The following is a 14,353-nucleotide window of genomic DNA, read 5'->3' as shown; positions in this document are numbered from 1 at the left end:
CCTGGGCCAATGACTATCCAATAAGCTGGTCGCATCCCACCAGCCCAAGGAACATCCCATGCTTCCCACCACCGCCAGGCAATGGCAATTGCACGACTACGGCTCCACCCACCTGCGCCTGGCCGAGGTGCCGCTGTCGTCGCCCGGTCCCCACGAGGTGCTGGTGCGCGTCGCCGCGGTCTCCCTCAATTATCGCGATCGCCTGATCCTCGAGAACGGTATGGGCAGTGCGCTGCGCTTTCCCCTGGTGCCCGGCTCGGACCTGGCGGGTGAGGTAGTGGCCCTGGGGCCGGCGGTGAGCCGGGTCCAGCTGGGCCAACGGGTGATCAACACCTTCTGGCGCGACTGGCTCGACGAGCCCCTGCCAGGCCGGGCCCCCGACGCGGCCTTCGGCAGTGCCGAGCTGCCCGGGGTGCTGGGCGAATTCGTGCGGGTGCACGAGGACAACCTCGTCGCCGCCCCCAAGACCCTGGATGCGGTAGGCGCCAGTACCCTGACCTGTGCCGGTCTCACCGCCTGGCACAGCCTGGTCGAAGTGGGCCGGTTGCAGGCGGGGCAGTGGGTGCTGGTGCAGGGCAGCGGTGGGGTGGCCTTGTTCGCCGCCCAGCTCGCCCTCAGCCGCGGCGCCCAGGTGGTGCTGACCAGCGCCAGCGCCGCCAAGCGCGAGCGCGCCCTGGCCCTGGGTATCCAGCGGGTGGTGGATCGCAACCGGGCCGACTGGGCCGAGCAGGTCTGGCAGGCCACCGATGGCCGCGGGGTGGACATCGCGGTGGAGCTGGCCGGCGGCGACCTGGGCCGGACCCTGGACACCTTGGCACCCGGCGGGACGATTGCCATGGTCGGGGTACTGGAGGGTTTCCAGTTGCAGGTGCCCTGCGCGCCGCTGTTCGCCAAGCGGGCCCGGCTCCAGGGCGTCGCGGTGGGCAATCGCCGGGCCCTGGAAGACCTGGTGCGCTGGATTGACCAGGCGGGCATCACCCCGGTCGTGGCTGCCGATTATCCGCTGGCAGAGCTGCCCGCGGCCTTGGACCATCTGGCCCGGGGCGCCTTCGGCAAGGTAGTGGTGCGGCTGGACTGACCGGACGCCAGAAAGCAGGAAGCCGCCTGGCGGCGGCTTCGAGCGGCAGACCCCGGGGCTTAGAAGCGGTAGGTCAGCTGGGCACCCAGGCCGTGGGCGCTGTTGTCGTACTTGGCGTTGTAGCCGCCCCGCAGGGCATCGGGCGCACGGTTGACCTTGACGTTGTCTTCCCAGAGGTAGGCGTAGGCGACGTCGATGGTCATCTCCTTGGTCGGGGACCAGCCCGCGCCCAGGGAGAAGGTCTTGCGATCGCCCACCGGGACGCGCACGTTGCGATCGGCATTGTCCACCGGCGAGGGATCCAGGGCCATGCCGGCGCGCAGCACCCATTGCGGATTCAGCTGGTAGGCGGCGCCCACGGCATAGGACCAGGTGTCCTTCCAGTTGAATTCCTCGCTGATCTCGCCGAGACGATTGCCCAGTACCGGCAGGGTGGGGGTGCCTTCGTTCTCCACGGTGATGGACTGCAGGCGGCTCCAGCGCGTCCAGGTCGCTCCGGCGTACAGCGTCCAGTCGTTGTTCAGCCGATAGGTGAAGGAGGCATCGCTGCTTTCCGGCAGGGTCAGGTTCAGGCTGGCGTCGTACTTGCCATTGAGCCGGGTGAGAATGCTGTTGAGGGTCGGGCTGGCGCTGCCGGCCCCGGTGACCTCGGTATTGCCCTTGAGCTTGTAGCTGACCTTGGAGTGATAGGTCAGGCCGAAGGTCAGGTCGTCGGTGAGATCGGCCAGGACGCCGACGTTGAAGCCATAGGCGGTATCGTCGCCGTCGATCTTGACCTGGGCATCGCCGCCGCCGAAGGCGTTGGCGGTCAGGTTGCTGTTGAGCTTGCCTTCGATGCGGTTGATGGTCGGACCGAAGCCGATGGACACCTTGTCGGTGATCTTGTAGCTGACGGTGGGCTGCACGGTGATGACTTCCACCTTGCTCGCCTGGCCCTGGTAGCGACCCTGGAAGGCGTGCTCGTAGTTGCTGATCAGCGCATAGGGGACGTACACCCCCAGGCCGAAGTGCAGGCGGTCGTCCACCGGGGTGACGAAGTAGCCGAAGGGCACCACCGAATTGGGCACCATGTCGCCGTCGTTGCTGCCCGGCACCTGCTGGCCGTTGGCATAACGGGCGTTGACGTCCTTGATGTCGACCTTGGCGTGGATGTAGGCGCCACCCAGGGACACCTCGCGGCCCAGGCGGGACATGCCGGCCGGGTTGCCATAGATGGTCGAGGCATCCTGCGCGGAGGAAGACCGTCCGGCGAAGGAGGTCCCCATGCCGCTGACGCTCTGTTCGTTGATGGCCAGGCCGTTGGCCAGGGCATAGCCGGAAGCGCTCGAGACGGCCAATGCAAGTAGGGTCAGTTTTATTGTTTTCATGCTCTTGCAGCTCCATTGAAAGGCGAGAAAGCGCTTACCTCCGCGGATTCCCAAGTCCGAGTGAGTTCCTGCGCACATTCAGCTTTTAGCAGGCCCTGCCTGCGAATACAAAAAAAACTATTCGGTCACGTTTGGTTCGGGGTGGTCAGCGAGCGTTCATCCGACGAACCCGCCTGGAAAGCCGCTGAATGCCCTGCCTTCGGGCACCCGAAAGGCGGATCAAGCGGCACCGAAGATCCTGTCCGGGTGGCTTATACTGTCGGCTCCTACGTTCGGAGTGCGCCCTTGACTTCTGCCCCCCACTGGATCCGCGACGACGCCGCGCTGGCAGCCCTCTGCCAGCGTTGCCAGACCTTGCCCTTCATCGCCCTCGACACCGAATTCATGCGGGTCGACACCTTCTATCCCAAGGCCGGCCTGATCCAGATCGGTGACGGCGAACAGGCCTATCTGGTCGATCCCCTGTGCATCGGCGACTGGACGGCGTTCGCCGCGCTGCTGGAGGACCGGGCGGTGGTCAAGGTGCTGCACGCCTGCAGCGAAGACCTGGAAGTCCTGTTGCGCCTGACCGGCAGCCTGCCGCAGCCGCTGTACGATACCCAGCTGGCCGCGGCCTACCTGGGGCTGGCGCACTCCATGGGCTATTCGCGGCTGGTGGCCGAGGTGCTGCAGATCGACCTGCCCAAGGACGAGACCCGCTCCGACTGGCTGCAGCGGCCGCTGACGCCCTTGCAGGAGCGCTATGCGGCGGCTGACGTCACCCACCTGGCGGAGATCTATCGCCAGCTCGATGCCCGCCTGGACGAGCGCCGCCGCGCCTGGCTGCTAGAGGATGGCGCCGAGCTGGTGGCCAACCTGCGCCGCACCAGCGATCCCTGGGAAGCCTACCGCGAGGTCAAGCTGGCCTGGCGCCTGTCGCGCCAGCAACTGGCCGTGCTGCGGGTGCTCTGCCAGTGGCGGGAAGTCACCGCCCGCGAGCGCGACCAGCCCCGTAACCATGTGCTGCGCGAACGCTCGCTGTGGCCGCTGGCGCGTTTCCAGCCGGATGACAAGCAGGCCCTGGCCCGTATCGACGACATGCACCCGCGTACCGTACGCCAGGACGGCGATACCCTGCTGGCGCTGATCGCCGAGGGTGCGGCCACGCCGGCCGACCAATGGCCCGAGCTGCAATCCGAGCCCTTGCCCCACGAGGTCTCGCCACTGCTCAAGGCCCTGCGCGCCATCGGTGAGCGGGATGCCGCAGCCCTGGGCATGGCGCCGGAGCTGATGCTGCGCAAGAAGGTGCTCGAAGCCCTGCTGCGCACCGGCTGGCCCGACGGCCAGTACCGGCTGCCCGACAACCTCCGCGGTTGGCGCCGCGAACGCTTCGGCCAGGCCCTCCTCGATCACCTGCACGCACAGCGCAGTACCCCTGCGCCCCTGGAAGACACCCCATGAAATTGCTCTGCTCCATCTACCGCAGCCCGCGCAAGCTGGAAATGTACCTCTATGTCGACAAGCTGAAGGGCCTGACCCGCGTTCCCGAGGGGCTGCTCACGGCCTTCGGGCCTCCGGCACTGGCCTTCGAGTTCGTGCTGACCCCGGAGCGCAAGCTGGCCCGGGAAGACGTCGCCAAGGTGCTGGAGAACATCGACAAGCAGGGCTACCACCTGCAGATGCCGCCGCCGGAGCTGGAGCGCGACGACTACATCGAGCACCTGCCCGAAGAACTGCTGCGGCTCAACGATCCGCTATGACGGCCGTCCTGCTGCTGGAAGACGAGCCATCAGCCTATGTGCAGGCCTGGCGCCAATTGGCGCCGGAGCTGGAACTGTGCGTACCGGTCGACCCGGCCGAGGCCGAGCGGATGGCAGCAGGGGAGAGCTACTGGCTCGGCCAACCCGACCGCGCCGCGGCGCTGCTGCGCCGAGGCTTCAAGCCGCGCTGGCTGCAATCCACCTGGGCCGGCTATGCACCGCTGCTGGCCGCGGACCTGCCGACCGACTATGGCTTCAGCCGCGCCGTGGGGCTGTTCGGCCAGAGCATCGGCGAATACGTGTTGACCTACCTGCTGCAGCACGAACGCCAGGTCATGCAGCGCCAGCTCAGCCAGCGTGAGGGCCACTGGGATACCCGGGCGCCGGGTACCCTGGCCGGACGGCGCCTGCTGCTGGTCGGGGCGGGGGATATCGGCCAGGACGTGGCACGGTTGCTGGCGCCCTTCGGCCTGGAGGTCACCGGCGTGGCGCGCTGCGCGCGTGAGCTACCTGGTTTCGCCCGGGTCCGGCCGTTGGTGGACCTGCACCTCGCCGCAGGGGACGCGGACTTCGTGGTCAACCTGCTACCGGACAGCGCCAGCACCCGGGATCTCTACGACGCAGCCTTCTTCGCCGCCTTGCCCGCGGGGGCCCTGTTCATCAATGCCGGACGTGGCACCAGCGTCGTGGATGCCGATCTGATCGCGGCGCTGCAGAGTGGACACCTGGCCGGTGCGGTACTGGACGTGTTTCGCCAGGAGCCGCTGCCCCAGGCGCATCCCTTCTGGCAAACGCCCAATCTGCAACTCACCGCCCATGTCGCCGGACCCACGCCGCCGGCCGCGGCAATACGCCTGTTCCTCGATAATCTCCAGCGCCTGCAGCAGGGGCAACCCCTGCGCGGCGCCGTCGACCTCGCGGCTCAGCCGAGGGTATAGGGGCCGGCCGCGGCCAGCTCCTCGATCTTCAGGCGCGGGCTGGGCAGCTCGCGCCCCTGCAACGACTCCGGCAGGCTGGCCTTGTCGCCCAGCTTGCCGATGGCCACCGCCAGCTCGACCTTGAACGAGGCCGGGACCTGCAATTCACGCTGGATACCCTCGCGGTCGATCCCGGCCATGCCGTGGGCGTGCCAGCCGGCATTGGTCGCCTGCAGCGCCAGGTAGGCCCAGGCGGCGCCGGCGTCGAAGCTGTGGCTGGGGAAGGGCACTTCCTCGCCGCTGCCGGCGCGGGTGTGGGTGGTCTTTGACAGGATGATCACCAGCGCCGAGGCCTGCTGGGCCCAGCCGCGGTTGAATTCGGCGAGCAGGCTCAGGAACAGGTCCCAGTGGGCATCGCCGCGGCGAGCATAGAGGAAGCGCCAGGGCTGGGCGTTGAAGGCGGACGGTGCCCAGCGCGCGGCCTCGATGAAGCCGAGCAGGGTTTCTTCCTCGATGTCGACCGGCGCGAAGGCGCGCGGCGACCAGCGCTGCACGAATTGTTCGTCGACCGGGTATTGGGGAGTACGGCTGCTACTGGTCATGGCTTCACCACGCTGGGAAAGGGGAGTCCCGCACGGTAATCCGGCCAGGCGGAACCGACAAGGGCGCGAACGGTGCTTGGCGCTCGCCGCCGGCGGCACTAGACTGCGCGCCCTTTCCTTTTGCCACGACCGTCGCCATGGCCGCCATCACCCAGCCGTTCTGGAAGCGCAAGACCCTCGACCAGCTCGATGCCCAGGAATGGGAGTCGCTGTGCGATGGCTGTGGCCTGTGCTGCCTGCAGAAACTGGAAGACGAGGACGACGGCGCCGTCTACTACACGCGCATCGCCTGCAAGCTGCTGGATCTCAAGACCTGCCAGTGCAGCCGCTACGCCGAGCGCACCCGCTTCGTCCCCGACTGCATCCAGCTCACCCCGGCCCAGGCCGACCAGTTCGCCTGGTTGCCGCCCACCTGCGGCTATCGCCTGGTGGCCGAGGGCAAGGACCTGCCCGAATGGCATCCGCTGATCTGCGACGATCCCCAGGCGGTACATAAGGCTGGCATCTCCCAGTCCGGTCGCATGCTCAGCGAGACCCAGGTGGCCGAGGATGACTGGGAAGACTATCTGATCTTCCGCGCCGGCTGACCTTGCGTTCAGGCCAGCGCAGTCGCCCCCCGCGCTGGCGCCAGCAGGCCGGTGGCGCGATGGCACCGGACCTCCACCAGAGTCGCCGGCAGTAATTGCTGGGGCCTTTCGCAACCCGCTCCCGCCTGGGGACAGCGATCCCGGAAGAAGCAGCCGCTCGGCAGCACCCGGTTGCCTGGCAGCTCGGTACGCTGGGCGGCGGCGTCGCCGGTCAGCGGCTGATCCAGGCGCGGTACCGCTTCCAGCAGGAGCCGGGTGTAGGGGTGGCTGGGGCGCTCCAGCACCTGCTCCGCGTCGCCCAGTTCGACGATCTGCCCCAGGTACATCACCGCTACCCGCTTGGCCAGATGGCGTACCACCGAGACATTGTGGGAGATCAGCACGAAGGTCAGGCCGCGTTCGCGTTGCAGCTGCGCCAGCAGGTTGAGGATCTGTGCCTGTACCGAGATGTCCAGCGCCGAGGTCGGCTCGTCGAGGATGATCACGTCCGGATCGGACGACAGCGCCCGGGCGATGGCGATGCGCTGGCGCTGGCCGCCGGAGAATTGGTGCGGGTGGCGATCCAGGTATTCCGGGCGAATGCCCACCTGCAGCGCCAGGCGTTCGGCGACGGCGCGCAAGTCCGTAGTGGATTTGCGGCCCCGTACCACCAGGGGTTCGGTGATCAGCTTCCACACCGGTAGACGGGGGTCCAGCGAGGATTGCGGATCCTGGAAGACGATCTGGATATTGCGCCGGCCGTTGGTCGAGCCCGTGGCCGCGAGGCTGCCGCTCACCGGTTCCACCAGGCCCATTAGCACCTGGGCCAGGGTGCTCTTGCCACAGCCGGATTCGCCCAGCACACCCAGGGTTTCGCCGGGGAACAGGCGCAGGTCGATGCCGTTGAGGGCGTGGGCCTGGCCCTTGCTGCGGCCGAGCCAGTCCCGGCCCACCGGATAACGCACCTCGACGCCCTGGAGTTCCAGCAGCGGCGCGACGGAAGGAGAGGGAGCGTTCATGCCGGGGCGTCCTCGGCCTGCAGCCAGCAGGCGCTCAGGTGATCGGGGGTCTCGGTGGGCAGCAGCCCGGGCCGCGTCTCGCAGCGTTCGTGGCGCCGGGCGCAACGCTCCTTGAAGGTACAGCCGCTGGGCAGCTGGGCCAGGTTGGGCACCTGCCCGGGGATGCTGGCCAGGTCGCTACCCGGCACCGCCTTCTCCGGCAGGCAGGCCAGCAGGCCCTGGGTATAGGGATGCCGTGGCGCCTGCATCACCGCGGCCGTGGCGCCCTGTTCGACGATGCCGCCGGCGTACATCACATAGACGCGGTCGCAGAATTGCGCGACCAGGGCCATGTCGTGGGTGATCAGCAGGATGGCGGTACCCCGGGCTCGCGCCTTTTCGCGGAGCAGCAGCAGGACCTGGCGTTGCACCGTCACGTCCAGTGCCGTGGTCGGCTCGTCGGCAATCAGCAAGGGCGGATCGCAGGAGAAGGCCAGGGCGATCATGATGCGCTGGCGCATGCCGCCGGAGAGTTCGAAGGGATAGCGGTCGAGGATCTGCTCGGGATCGGCGATGTGCATGTCCTTGAGCAACTCGATGGCCCGGGCGCGGGCCTGGGCGGCGTCCAGGGCGGTGTGGCGGCGGATCACGTCCAGCAGTTGCTGGCCGATCCGCCGGGTCGGATTGAGCGCGGTCATCGGCTCCTGGAAGATCATCGCCGCCTCGCGGCCGCGGACTTCCATCAGCTGGCGCTCGCTCAGCGCCAGCATGTCGTGGCCCACCAGGGTGACGCGGCCGCTGGTGACCCGGTAGCTGTCGCGGGGCAGCAGGCCCAGGGTGAGCATGGCGGTGACCGACTTGCCCGAGCCGGACTCGCCCACCACGCCGACGATCTCGCCGGGCGCCACGCTCAGGCTGACGCCGTTGAGCGCCTTGGCGCTGCTGCGAAAGCCGGGGAATTCCAGGTTCAGCTGGTCGATGTGCAGAACGGCCTGGCCCATGTCATTTGCCCTTTTGTCGAGGATCGAGCAGATCGCGGATGCCATCGCCCAGCAGGTTGAAACCTATCGCGGTGACCAGGATCGCCAGGCCCGGAAAGGTCGAGTACCACCACTGGTCGAGGATGAAGTTGCGGCCGCTGGCGACCATCACCCCCCATTCCGCGGTGGGTGGCTGGGCACCGAGGCCGATGAAGCCCAGCGCCGAGGCCATGAGGATGGCGTTGCCAATATCCAGGCTGAATTGCACCAGCAGCGGTGGCAGGGCGTTGCGCGCCACGTGCCAGTGCACCAGGTGCCACTTGCCGGCACCGAAGGTGCGCGCCGCCTGCACGTACGCCAGCTGGCGGATGCTCAGGGTCTGGCCGCGCGCCAGGCGGACATAGAAGGGGATGCGCACCAGGGTGATGGCCAGCATGGCGTTGAACAGGCTGGGCCCGAGGGCGGCGGCCAGCGCCATGATCAATACCAGCGAGGGCACCGAGAGGATGATGTCCATCAGCCGCATCATCAGGCGGTCGAAGGCGCCGCCGACGATACCCGACAGGCAGCCGAGCAGGCCGCCGCTGGCGCAGGCGGCGAAGGCGACGAACAGGCCGACGCCCACCGATTGGCGGCTGCCGTAGATCACCCGGCTGAGCAGGTCGCGACCCACCTCGTCGGTGCCGAACCAATGCAGGGCGCTGGGCGCCTGTAGTCGCGCGGTGAGTTTCAGGGCATTGGGCGGGTAGGGCGCGAGCCAGGGCGCGGCCGCCATGCACAGCAGCACCAGTAGCGTGATCACCAGGCCGGCGAGCATCAGCGGATTGCGACGGAGGCGCCAGGCCAGCCAGGCGAGTCGCTCCTGCCAGGCCGGCCGCGAAACGGTCAGGGTCGTCATGCTAGTTCACCTTGCCGATACGGGGATCGACCAGCCGGTAGAGCAGGTCGATGAAGCGGTTGAGCAGGACATAGATGAAGGACACCACGATGGCGAAGCCCATCACTGCCGGAAAATCCAGCGCCTGGATTGACTTGACCACATAGGCGCCCATGCCCGGCCAGGCGAACACCGTCTCGGTGAGCACCGCGCCATAGAGCAGATCGCCCAGGGCCAGGCCGATCACCGTGATGGAGGGGATCAGCGCATTGGGCAGGGCATGGCGCAGCACCACGGTGGTCTGCGAGAGGCCATAGGCGCGGGCGGTGCGGATATAGTCCTCGCCCAGCTGTTCGAGCATGGCGCCGCGGATCTGCCGGGTGATCACGCCCAAATTGACGAAGGCCAGGGTCACCGCCGGCAGCAGCAGGTGCTTGGCGGCGCTGACGAAACCAGTGAGATCGCCGGCCAGCAGGGTGTCGATGAGATAGAAGCCGGTCACCGTGGGCGGCGGTGTCAGGCCCTGGTCCAGCCGCCCGCCACCCGGCAGCCAGCCGAGATGGCCGTAGAACAGCACGATCAGCCCCAGGCCCAGCCAGAACGCCGGGGTGGAGATGCCGGCCACCGCCAGGGTGCGACTGATGTGGTCGATCCAGCGATTGCTGTAGACCGCCGAGAGTACGCCCAGGGGGACCCCGATCAGGATCGACAGCAGCAGCGCCGCCAGGGCCAGTTCCAGGGTGGCGGGAAAAAACAGCCGGAGGTCGTCCAGTACCGGGCGATGGGTACGGATTGACTGGCCCAGGTCGCCCTGCAGCAGATCGCCCATGTAGCGGACGTACTGCTGGTACAGCGGCAGGTCCAGGCCCAGCTGGTGGCGGATGCCAGCGACGATCTCGTCGCTGGCGCGCTCGCCGGCGATCAGCCGCGCCGGATCGCCGGGGATCAGGTGCGAGATGACGAAGGTGATCAGGGACACCCCGATGACCACGATGAGGATATCGGTCAGCTGCTTGCGCAGCAGGTGGAAGAACGCCATGGCTTACCTCGCGAGGCGGGCGCCGGAGCGGGCCGGCGCCCGTCGCCCTTACTTGGACATCGCAGCGAAATCGAAGACCTGTTCGAGCATGGGGTTGAACACGTACCCCTTGACCGCGGCGCGCATCGGCACCGTGTAGGCCTTCTGGTAGAGGTAGGCGTAGGCGGCGTCGCCTACCACGATCTTCTGCGCCTCCTGGTACAGCGCCTTGCGCTGGGCCACGTCGCTGACGCTGGCGGCGTCGCGCAGCAACTGGTCCACCTTGGGATTGCTGTAGAAGGAACGGTTGCCGGCGAGGCCCGCGTTGGTGCTGTCGAACCAGAAGTTCATGAACATGTAGGGGTCGGCGAAATCCGGGCTCCAGTTGCCGATGGCCACGTCGAAGTCGCCGCTGCCCAGGCGTTCGCGGAAGGTGGCGTTGGCCAGCTTCTCCATCTTCAGGTTGACGCCGAGGGCGCTGAGGCCGGCCTGCAGGGTCAGGCCGATGGGTTCCCAGGCCGGATCCTTGTCCGAATAGAGGAATTGCAGCTCGCGGATCTTGGGCGCCTTGGCCAGGTCGGCCTGGGCGGCGTCCAGGTCCTGCTTGGGCAGCGGCAGACTCGGGTCATGCCCCCACATGCCGTCCGGGATCGGCCCGTTCATGAGCTTGGCCTTGCCCATGGCGATGCCGTCGACGATGCCCTGGTAATCCAGGGAATCGACCACCGTCTTGCGTGCATTGACGTCCTTCATCGGTGCGCGCTTGTTGTTGAGGTAGAGGTAGGTCACCCGCAGCGACGGGTAGGCGGTGGTGACGAAGCCGGGCTTCTCCGCCAGGGCCTTGACCTGGTCTTCCGGCAGGTCCTCGATGATGTCCAGGTCGCCCTGTTCCAGCTGCAGGCGCCGCACCGAGGGCTCGGCGATGATGCGCACCACCACCTGCTTGAGCGCCGGTGCCTTGCCGGCATAGTGCGGATTGCGCTCCAGAGTCAGCGACTGGCCTTTCTGCCAGGCGGCCAGGCGATAGGCGCCGGACCCGGCGGTATGGCCGGCCAGCCAGGCGTCCACGTCCTTGCCATGCTCGCTGGCCACCTTGGGGTTGATCACGCTGGCGCCGTCGTGGGCCAGGGCGAAGAGGAAGGGCGCGAAGGGCTTCTGCAGGGTGAATTTCACCGTATGGGGATCCACCACCGCTACCGTCATGTCGGCCGGGAAGATGCTGGACGGGCCCTGCTTGAGCTTCATCAGGCGCTCGACAGAAAACTTGACCGCCTCGGCGGTGACCTCGCTGCCGTCATCGAACTTGTTGCCGGGCTTCAGGGTGAAGGTCCACACCAGGTTGTCGGGGGAAACGGTCCAGCCGCTGGCCAGCTCGCCCTCGACGTCGGTACTGCCCTTGCCGTCTTCCACCTTGTAGCGCATCAGGCGCTGGTAGGCGGGGTAGGTCACCGTCCAGTCGTTGTTGTCGAAGGTCACGCCCGGGTCGACGGTCTGCAGGTCGGCTGGCTTGCCGATGACCAGGGTGTCGGTCGCGGTGGCGGCGCTGGCCGGTTGCCAGGCGCCCAGGCCGAGCAGGGAAACCAGGGTGAGCAGGCGGGACGCCGATGAAGCGAAGGAGCGCGAAGACGAGAACATGCCGGTACCTCGGATTGTTTGGGTGTGGGTGTTTCGGCAGAAGCAAGTGGTCGAGCCTGGGCGGGCGGCGCCGGGTTCGAGCGACCCGGTCGCGCGCGGGATCAGTTCAGCAGGGCGGCGAGCTCCTCCTGGCTGAGGTGGTGATAGTCGATCAGCGCATAGCGCCGGGCATCGGGTAGCTCGAAGTGCCACCACTCGCTGGGGATGAAGGTGAAGCCGGCGCTCTGCATCACCCCCAACAGCAGCAGGCGGTTGCGCTGGGCCGCGGCGGGCACGGCCGGATTGAACAGGTGCGACAGCTCGCGCATGTCGTCGAAACCGGTCCCCATGTCCAGCGGTATGCCGGCCTCGTCGAGAAGGGTCACGTCCACCGCCACGCCGCGGCTGTGGTGCGAGCCCTGGGTCGGATCGCTCACGTACTGGGCATCGGGCAGTGCGCGCCAGAGCAGCGCCTGGGCATAGGGCGGGCGATAGGCGTCCAGCACCTGCAGGCGCAGCCCGGCCTGCCGGGCCAGTTCGCTGGCGCGGTGCAACCGGCTCGCGGCATCGCGGTGCAGCAGGCAGTGGGCATCCTGGTAGAGGACTTTGCCCGCGAGATTGGCGGCGGTCGCATAGACCAGATGGATGTCCACGTCGTAGCGGTGGGCGTCGATCTCGACGAGTTCTGGGTGGTTCACGGTACGGGGGGCTTCCTTGGGGTGATGGGGATTGCCTGGGCTCACTCGAATTGACCGAAGCGCTGCTGCAGGGCGCGGTTGCGCGCCAGGCGCTGCTCCAGCGCATCGCCCGAGCGGTCCGCCACGGCCGACACCAGCAGGTTGAGCAGGCAAGCCAGGGGCGCCAGGGAGTCCCAGAACTGGTCGACCTCCAGGCGCAGTTGCAGCAGCTCGGCCGGATAGTCCCGGGCCCAGGGGCAGTGGTAATCGGTGATCAGCGCCATGGGCAGCTCGGCATCGCGGGCGGCTTCGCAGAGCTTGCGGGTCACGCTGGAATAGGCACGGAAGTCCGCCACCACCAGGTAGGGCTGGGCGAAGCCGCTGTTGAAGATGTCGGCATAGGTGCCCGCCAGGCCATCGACGTAGAAGGCCTTGGGGCGGATGTATTCCAGCAGGCTATGGAAGCTGCCGAGGACGCCACGGGTGGTCTGGATACCGGCGATGAATACCGCCTCGGCGTTCGTCAGCTGTTGCACGACCTGCTCGAACACCGGACCGCGCGCCAGCTGGTAGACATCCTCGATGGCGGCCAGCTCCGCGGCCAGGGAGCGATCCAGGGCATCGCTGCGCCCGCTCTGCTGGCGGAAGGCGCTGAAGCGGTCGGTGATCCGCCAGGCCTCCAGGCCTTCGTCCCTCAGGCTCTGCTTGACGTCATCGAGGTTGCGATAGCCCAGGGAACGTAGCAGGCGGCCCACGGAGATGCCGGTGGTTTGGGTGCGCTGGGCGATGCTGTCGGCGGTCTCGAAGAGCAGCTTTTCCGGATTGGCCAGCAGGTAGCCTGCCACCCGCTTGCCGGTGGGCGTGAGATCGGCGAAGGCGTCTTCGAGGGCTTGGAAGAAAAGGGGTTTGCTCAACGGACCGACCTGCGATGTTATCGAGCTGTCATCAAGTGCTCGCTTGTTCGAAAACTAACATCGGTTTTCCAGGCCTCGCAAGCGACGGGACGCGCTTGGCCATCGAGGTGTCGCAAAGGCGTGGCGGAGGTCGTTACGAGACAAGTCGGTCGAGGTGGACCGGCTCGGGAGGCGGCGTCTCGGAGGAGACGCCGTAGCGACGCGAAGATCAGCCCAGTGGCGATTCCATATGGGAAGCACGCTCGACCGCACTGTAGCGGTCGCCCACCGCATGGGCACGTTCCAGCAGCACCTTGAGTTCGGCGAGGTCCTGGGCGATGCGGGTGCCGGGATCGCGCCGCAGCAGGCGGGCGAACAGATGGCCCAGGCGTCCGGCCGGAGGTTCGTAGGCCATCACCGCGCTCACCTCGGTCCCGCCCGGCACGTCGGCAAAGCTGACCCAGCCCAGGTTGTTCAGGCCGGCATAACCGCAGGAGCGCCAGCCGATCAGCCGGCCGGGCACGTCGTCGGTGACCTCCGCGTCCCACTCGAAGCGGCCCATGGGCGCCTTGACCACCCAATGGGAATAGCGGTCGTTGAGCACGTCCACCCGTTCGATGTGGCGCATGAAGATCGGCAGGTTGGAGAAGTCGCGCCAGAAGCGATAGAGCTCATCGCGGGGGCGGGCGATGACGATCCGGCGGGTCTGGGACGCCGCCGAATGCCAGGCCAGCGAGCGGCGCACGTCGCGCTCGAAGCGCACCTTGGTCAGGGTGCGCTTGATCGAGCACTGTCCGCGCAGGCCGCGCTTCAGCAACCAGGCACCGGTGGCGCCGGTCAGCAGGCCGAGCAGACCGCCACGCGCCAGGCCGCGGCTGATCAGCAGACCACCGCCGGCCACCGAGGCCAGGCGTTCCACGCCCTTGATGGCGGCGGCGTCGCGCGGCGGAGGAGCGAGAGGGGGAGTGGGGGCATCTAGGTGCATGACAGATTCTCCTATGGCTGTGGAGAAGACCTGCCCAGAGCC

The 14,353-nt window shown here is 67.6% G+C and carries 15 protein-coding genes; 5 read left to right on the top strand and 10 right to left on the bottom strand.

Going from position 1 to position 14,353, the window contains the following annotated elements; all coding sequences use genetic code 11:
• Positions 1-58: 58 nt before the first annotated feature.
• Entirely contained in the window at positions 59-1,078 is a 1,020-nt protein-coding gene (locus tag ACYJP6_RS04275) for a zinc-dependent alcohol dehydrogenase family protein (RefSeq protein ID WP_459473662.1), read from the top strand.
• Positions 1,079-1,137: 59 nt separating this feature from the next.
• On the opposite strand, the gene ACYJP6_RS04270 is transcribed toward ACYJP6_RS04275, so the two are convergent.
• Positions 1,138-2,445, bottom strand: a complete 1,308-nt coding sequence (locus ACYJP6_RS04270) for an OmpP1/FadL family transporter (protein WP_459473660.1) — start codon at positions 2,443-2,445, stop codon at positions 1,138-1,140.
• Positions 2,446-2,730: 285 nt separating this feature from the next.
• Between ACYJP6_RS04270 and rnd the strand changes: the two genes are divergently transcribed.
• The 3 genes from rnd to ACYJP6_RS04255 are packed head-to-tail and all read left to right on the top strand — an operon-like array spanning position 2,731 to position 5,122.
• Complete coding sequence (gene rnd / locus ACYJP6_RS04265; protein WP_459473659.1) at positions 2,731-3,885, top strand: ribonuclease D; 1,155 nt, start codon at positions 2,731-2,733, stop codon at positions 3,883-3,885.
• Complete coding sequence (locus ACYJP6_RS04260; protein ID WP_459473657.1) at positions 3,882-4,184, top strand: YcgL domain-containing protein; 303 nt, start codon at positions 3,882-3,884, stop codon at positions 4,182-4,184. Before rnd ends, ACYJP6_RS04260 begins: the two co-directional genes overlap by 4 nt.
• Positions 4,181-5,122, top strand: a complete 942-nt coding sequence (locus tag ACYJP6_RS04255) for a D-2-hydroxyacid dehydrogenase (protein ID WP_459473656.1) — start codon at positions 4,181-4,183, stop codon at positions 5,120-5,122. The genes ACYJP6_RS04260 and ACYJP6_RS04255 overlap by 4 nt, the downstream gene beginning before the upstream one ends.
• On the opposite strand, the gene ACYJP6_RS04250 is transcribed toward ACYJP6_RS04255, so the two are convergent.
• Entirely contained in the window at positions 5,107-5,703 is a 597-nt protein-coding gene (locus ACYJP6_RS04250; protein ID WP_459473655.1) for a nitroreductase family protein, read from the bottom strand. The two genes, ACYJP6_RS04255 and ACYJP6_RS04250, sit on opposite strands and share 16 nt — an antisense overlap.
• Before the next feature lie 137 nt (positions 5,704-5,840).
• Here ACYJP6_RS04250 and ACYJP6_RS04245 point away from each other — a divergent pair, with 137 nt between their 5' ends.
• Complete coding sequence (locus ACYJP6_RS04245; RefSeq protein ID WP_058783726.1) at positions 5,841-6,290, top strand: YcgN family cysteine cluster protein; 450 nt, start codon at positions 5,841-5,843, stop codon at positions 6,288-6,290.
• Positions 6,291-6,298: 8 nt separating this feature from the next.
• Here the strand turns inward: ACYJP6_RS04245 and ACYJP6_RS04240 are convergent, their stop codons facing one another.
• The 8 genes from ACYJP6_RS04240 to ACYJP6_RS04205 all read right to left on the bottom strand — a co-directional run bounded on the left by ACYJP6_RS04240 (position 6,299) and on the right by ACYJP6_RS04205 (position 14,311).
• Positions 6,299-7,288, bottom strand: a complete 990-nt coding sequence (locus tag ACYJP6_RS04240) for an oligopeptide/dipeptide ABC transporter ATP-binding protein (RefSeq protein ID WP_459473653.1) — start codon at positions 7,286-7,288, stop codon at positions 6,299-6,301.
• Positions 7,285-8,268 carry an ABC transporter ATP-binding protein gene (locus tag ACYJP6_RS04235; protein ID WP_459473651.1) on the bottom strand — a complete coding sequence of 328 codons (984 nt, stop codon included), beginning with the start codon at positions 8,266-8,268 and terminating at the stop codon, positions 7,285-7,287. The genes ACYJP6_RS04240 and ACYJP6_RS04235 overlap by 4 nt, the downstream gene beginning before the upstream one ends.
• Before the next feature lies 1 nt (position 8,269).
• The gene (gene ddpC / locus ACYJP6_RS04230) at positions 8,270-9,145 is read right to left on the bottom strand and encodes a D,D-dipeptide ABC transporter permease (RefSeq protein ID WP_459473649.1); all 876 of its coding nucleotides are present in this window, start codon (positions 9,143-9,145) and stop codon (positions 8,270-8,272) included.
• Position 9,146: 1 nt separating this feature from the next.
• Positions 9,147-10,163 carry an ABC transporter permease gene (locus tag ACYJP6_RS04225; protein WP_459473647.1) on the bottom strand — a complete coding sequence of 339 codons (1,017 nt, stop codon included), beginning with the start codon at positions 10,161-10,163 and terminating at the stop codon, positions 9,147-9,149.
• A gap of 48 nt (positions 10,164-10,211) precedes the next feature.
• Positions 10,212-11,777 (bottom strand): ABC transporter substrate-binding protein, encoded by a 1,566-nt coding sequence (locus tag ACYJP6_RS04220; protein ID WP_459473646.1) that lies wholly within the window; start codon positions 11,775-11,777, stop codon positions 10,212-10,214.
• A gap of 101 nt (positions 11,778-11,878) precedes the next feature.
• Positions 11,879-12,454: a D-alanyl-D-alanine dipeptidase gene (gene ddpX, locus ACYJP6_RS04215; protein ID WP_459473644.1), complete on the bottom strand. Its 576-nt coding sequence runs from the start codon at positions 12,452-12,454 to the stop codon at positions 11,879-11,881.
• Positions 12,455-12,495: 41 nt separating this feature from the next.
• Positions 12,496-13,347: a MurR/RpiR family transcriptional regulator gene (locus ACYJP6_RS04210; RefSeq protein ID WP_459473643.1), complete on the bottom strand. Its 852-nt coding sequence runs from the start codon at positions 13,345-13,347 to the stop codon at positions 12,496-12,498.
• 208 nt (positions 13,348-13,555) lie between these two features.
• Positions 13,556-14,311, bottom strand: a complete 756-nt coding sequence (locus ACYJP6_RS04205) for an SRPBCC family protein (protein WP_459473642.1) — start codon at positions 14,309-14,311, stop codon at positions 13,556-13,558.
• Between the last annotated feature and the right edge of the window lie 42 nt (positions 14,312-14,353).

Source organism: Pseudomonas sp. No.117, assembly GCF_054558395.1.
This window is presented reverse-complemented; position numbering and strand designations above follow the sequence as displayed.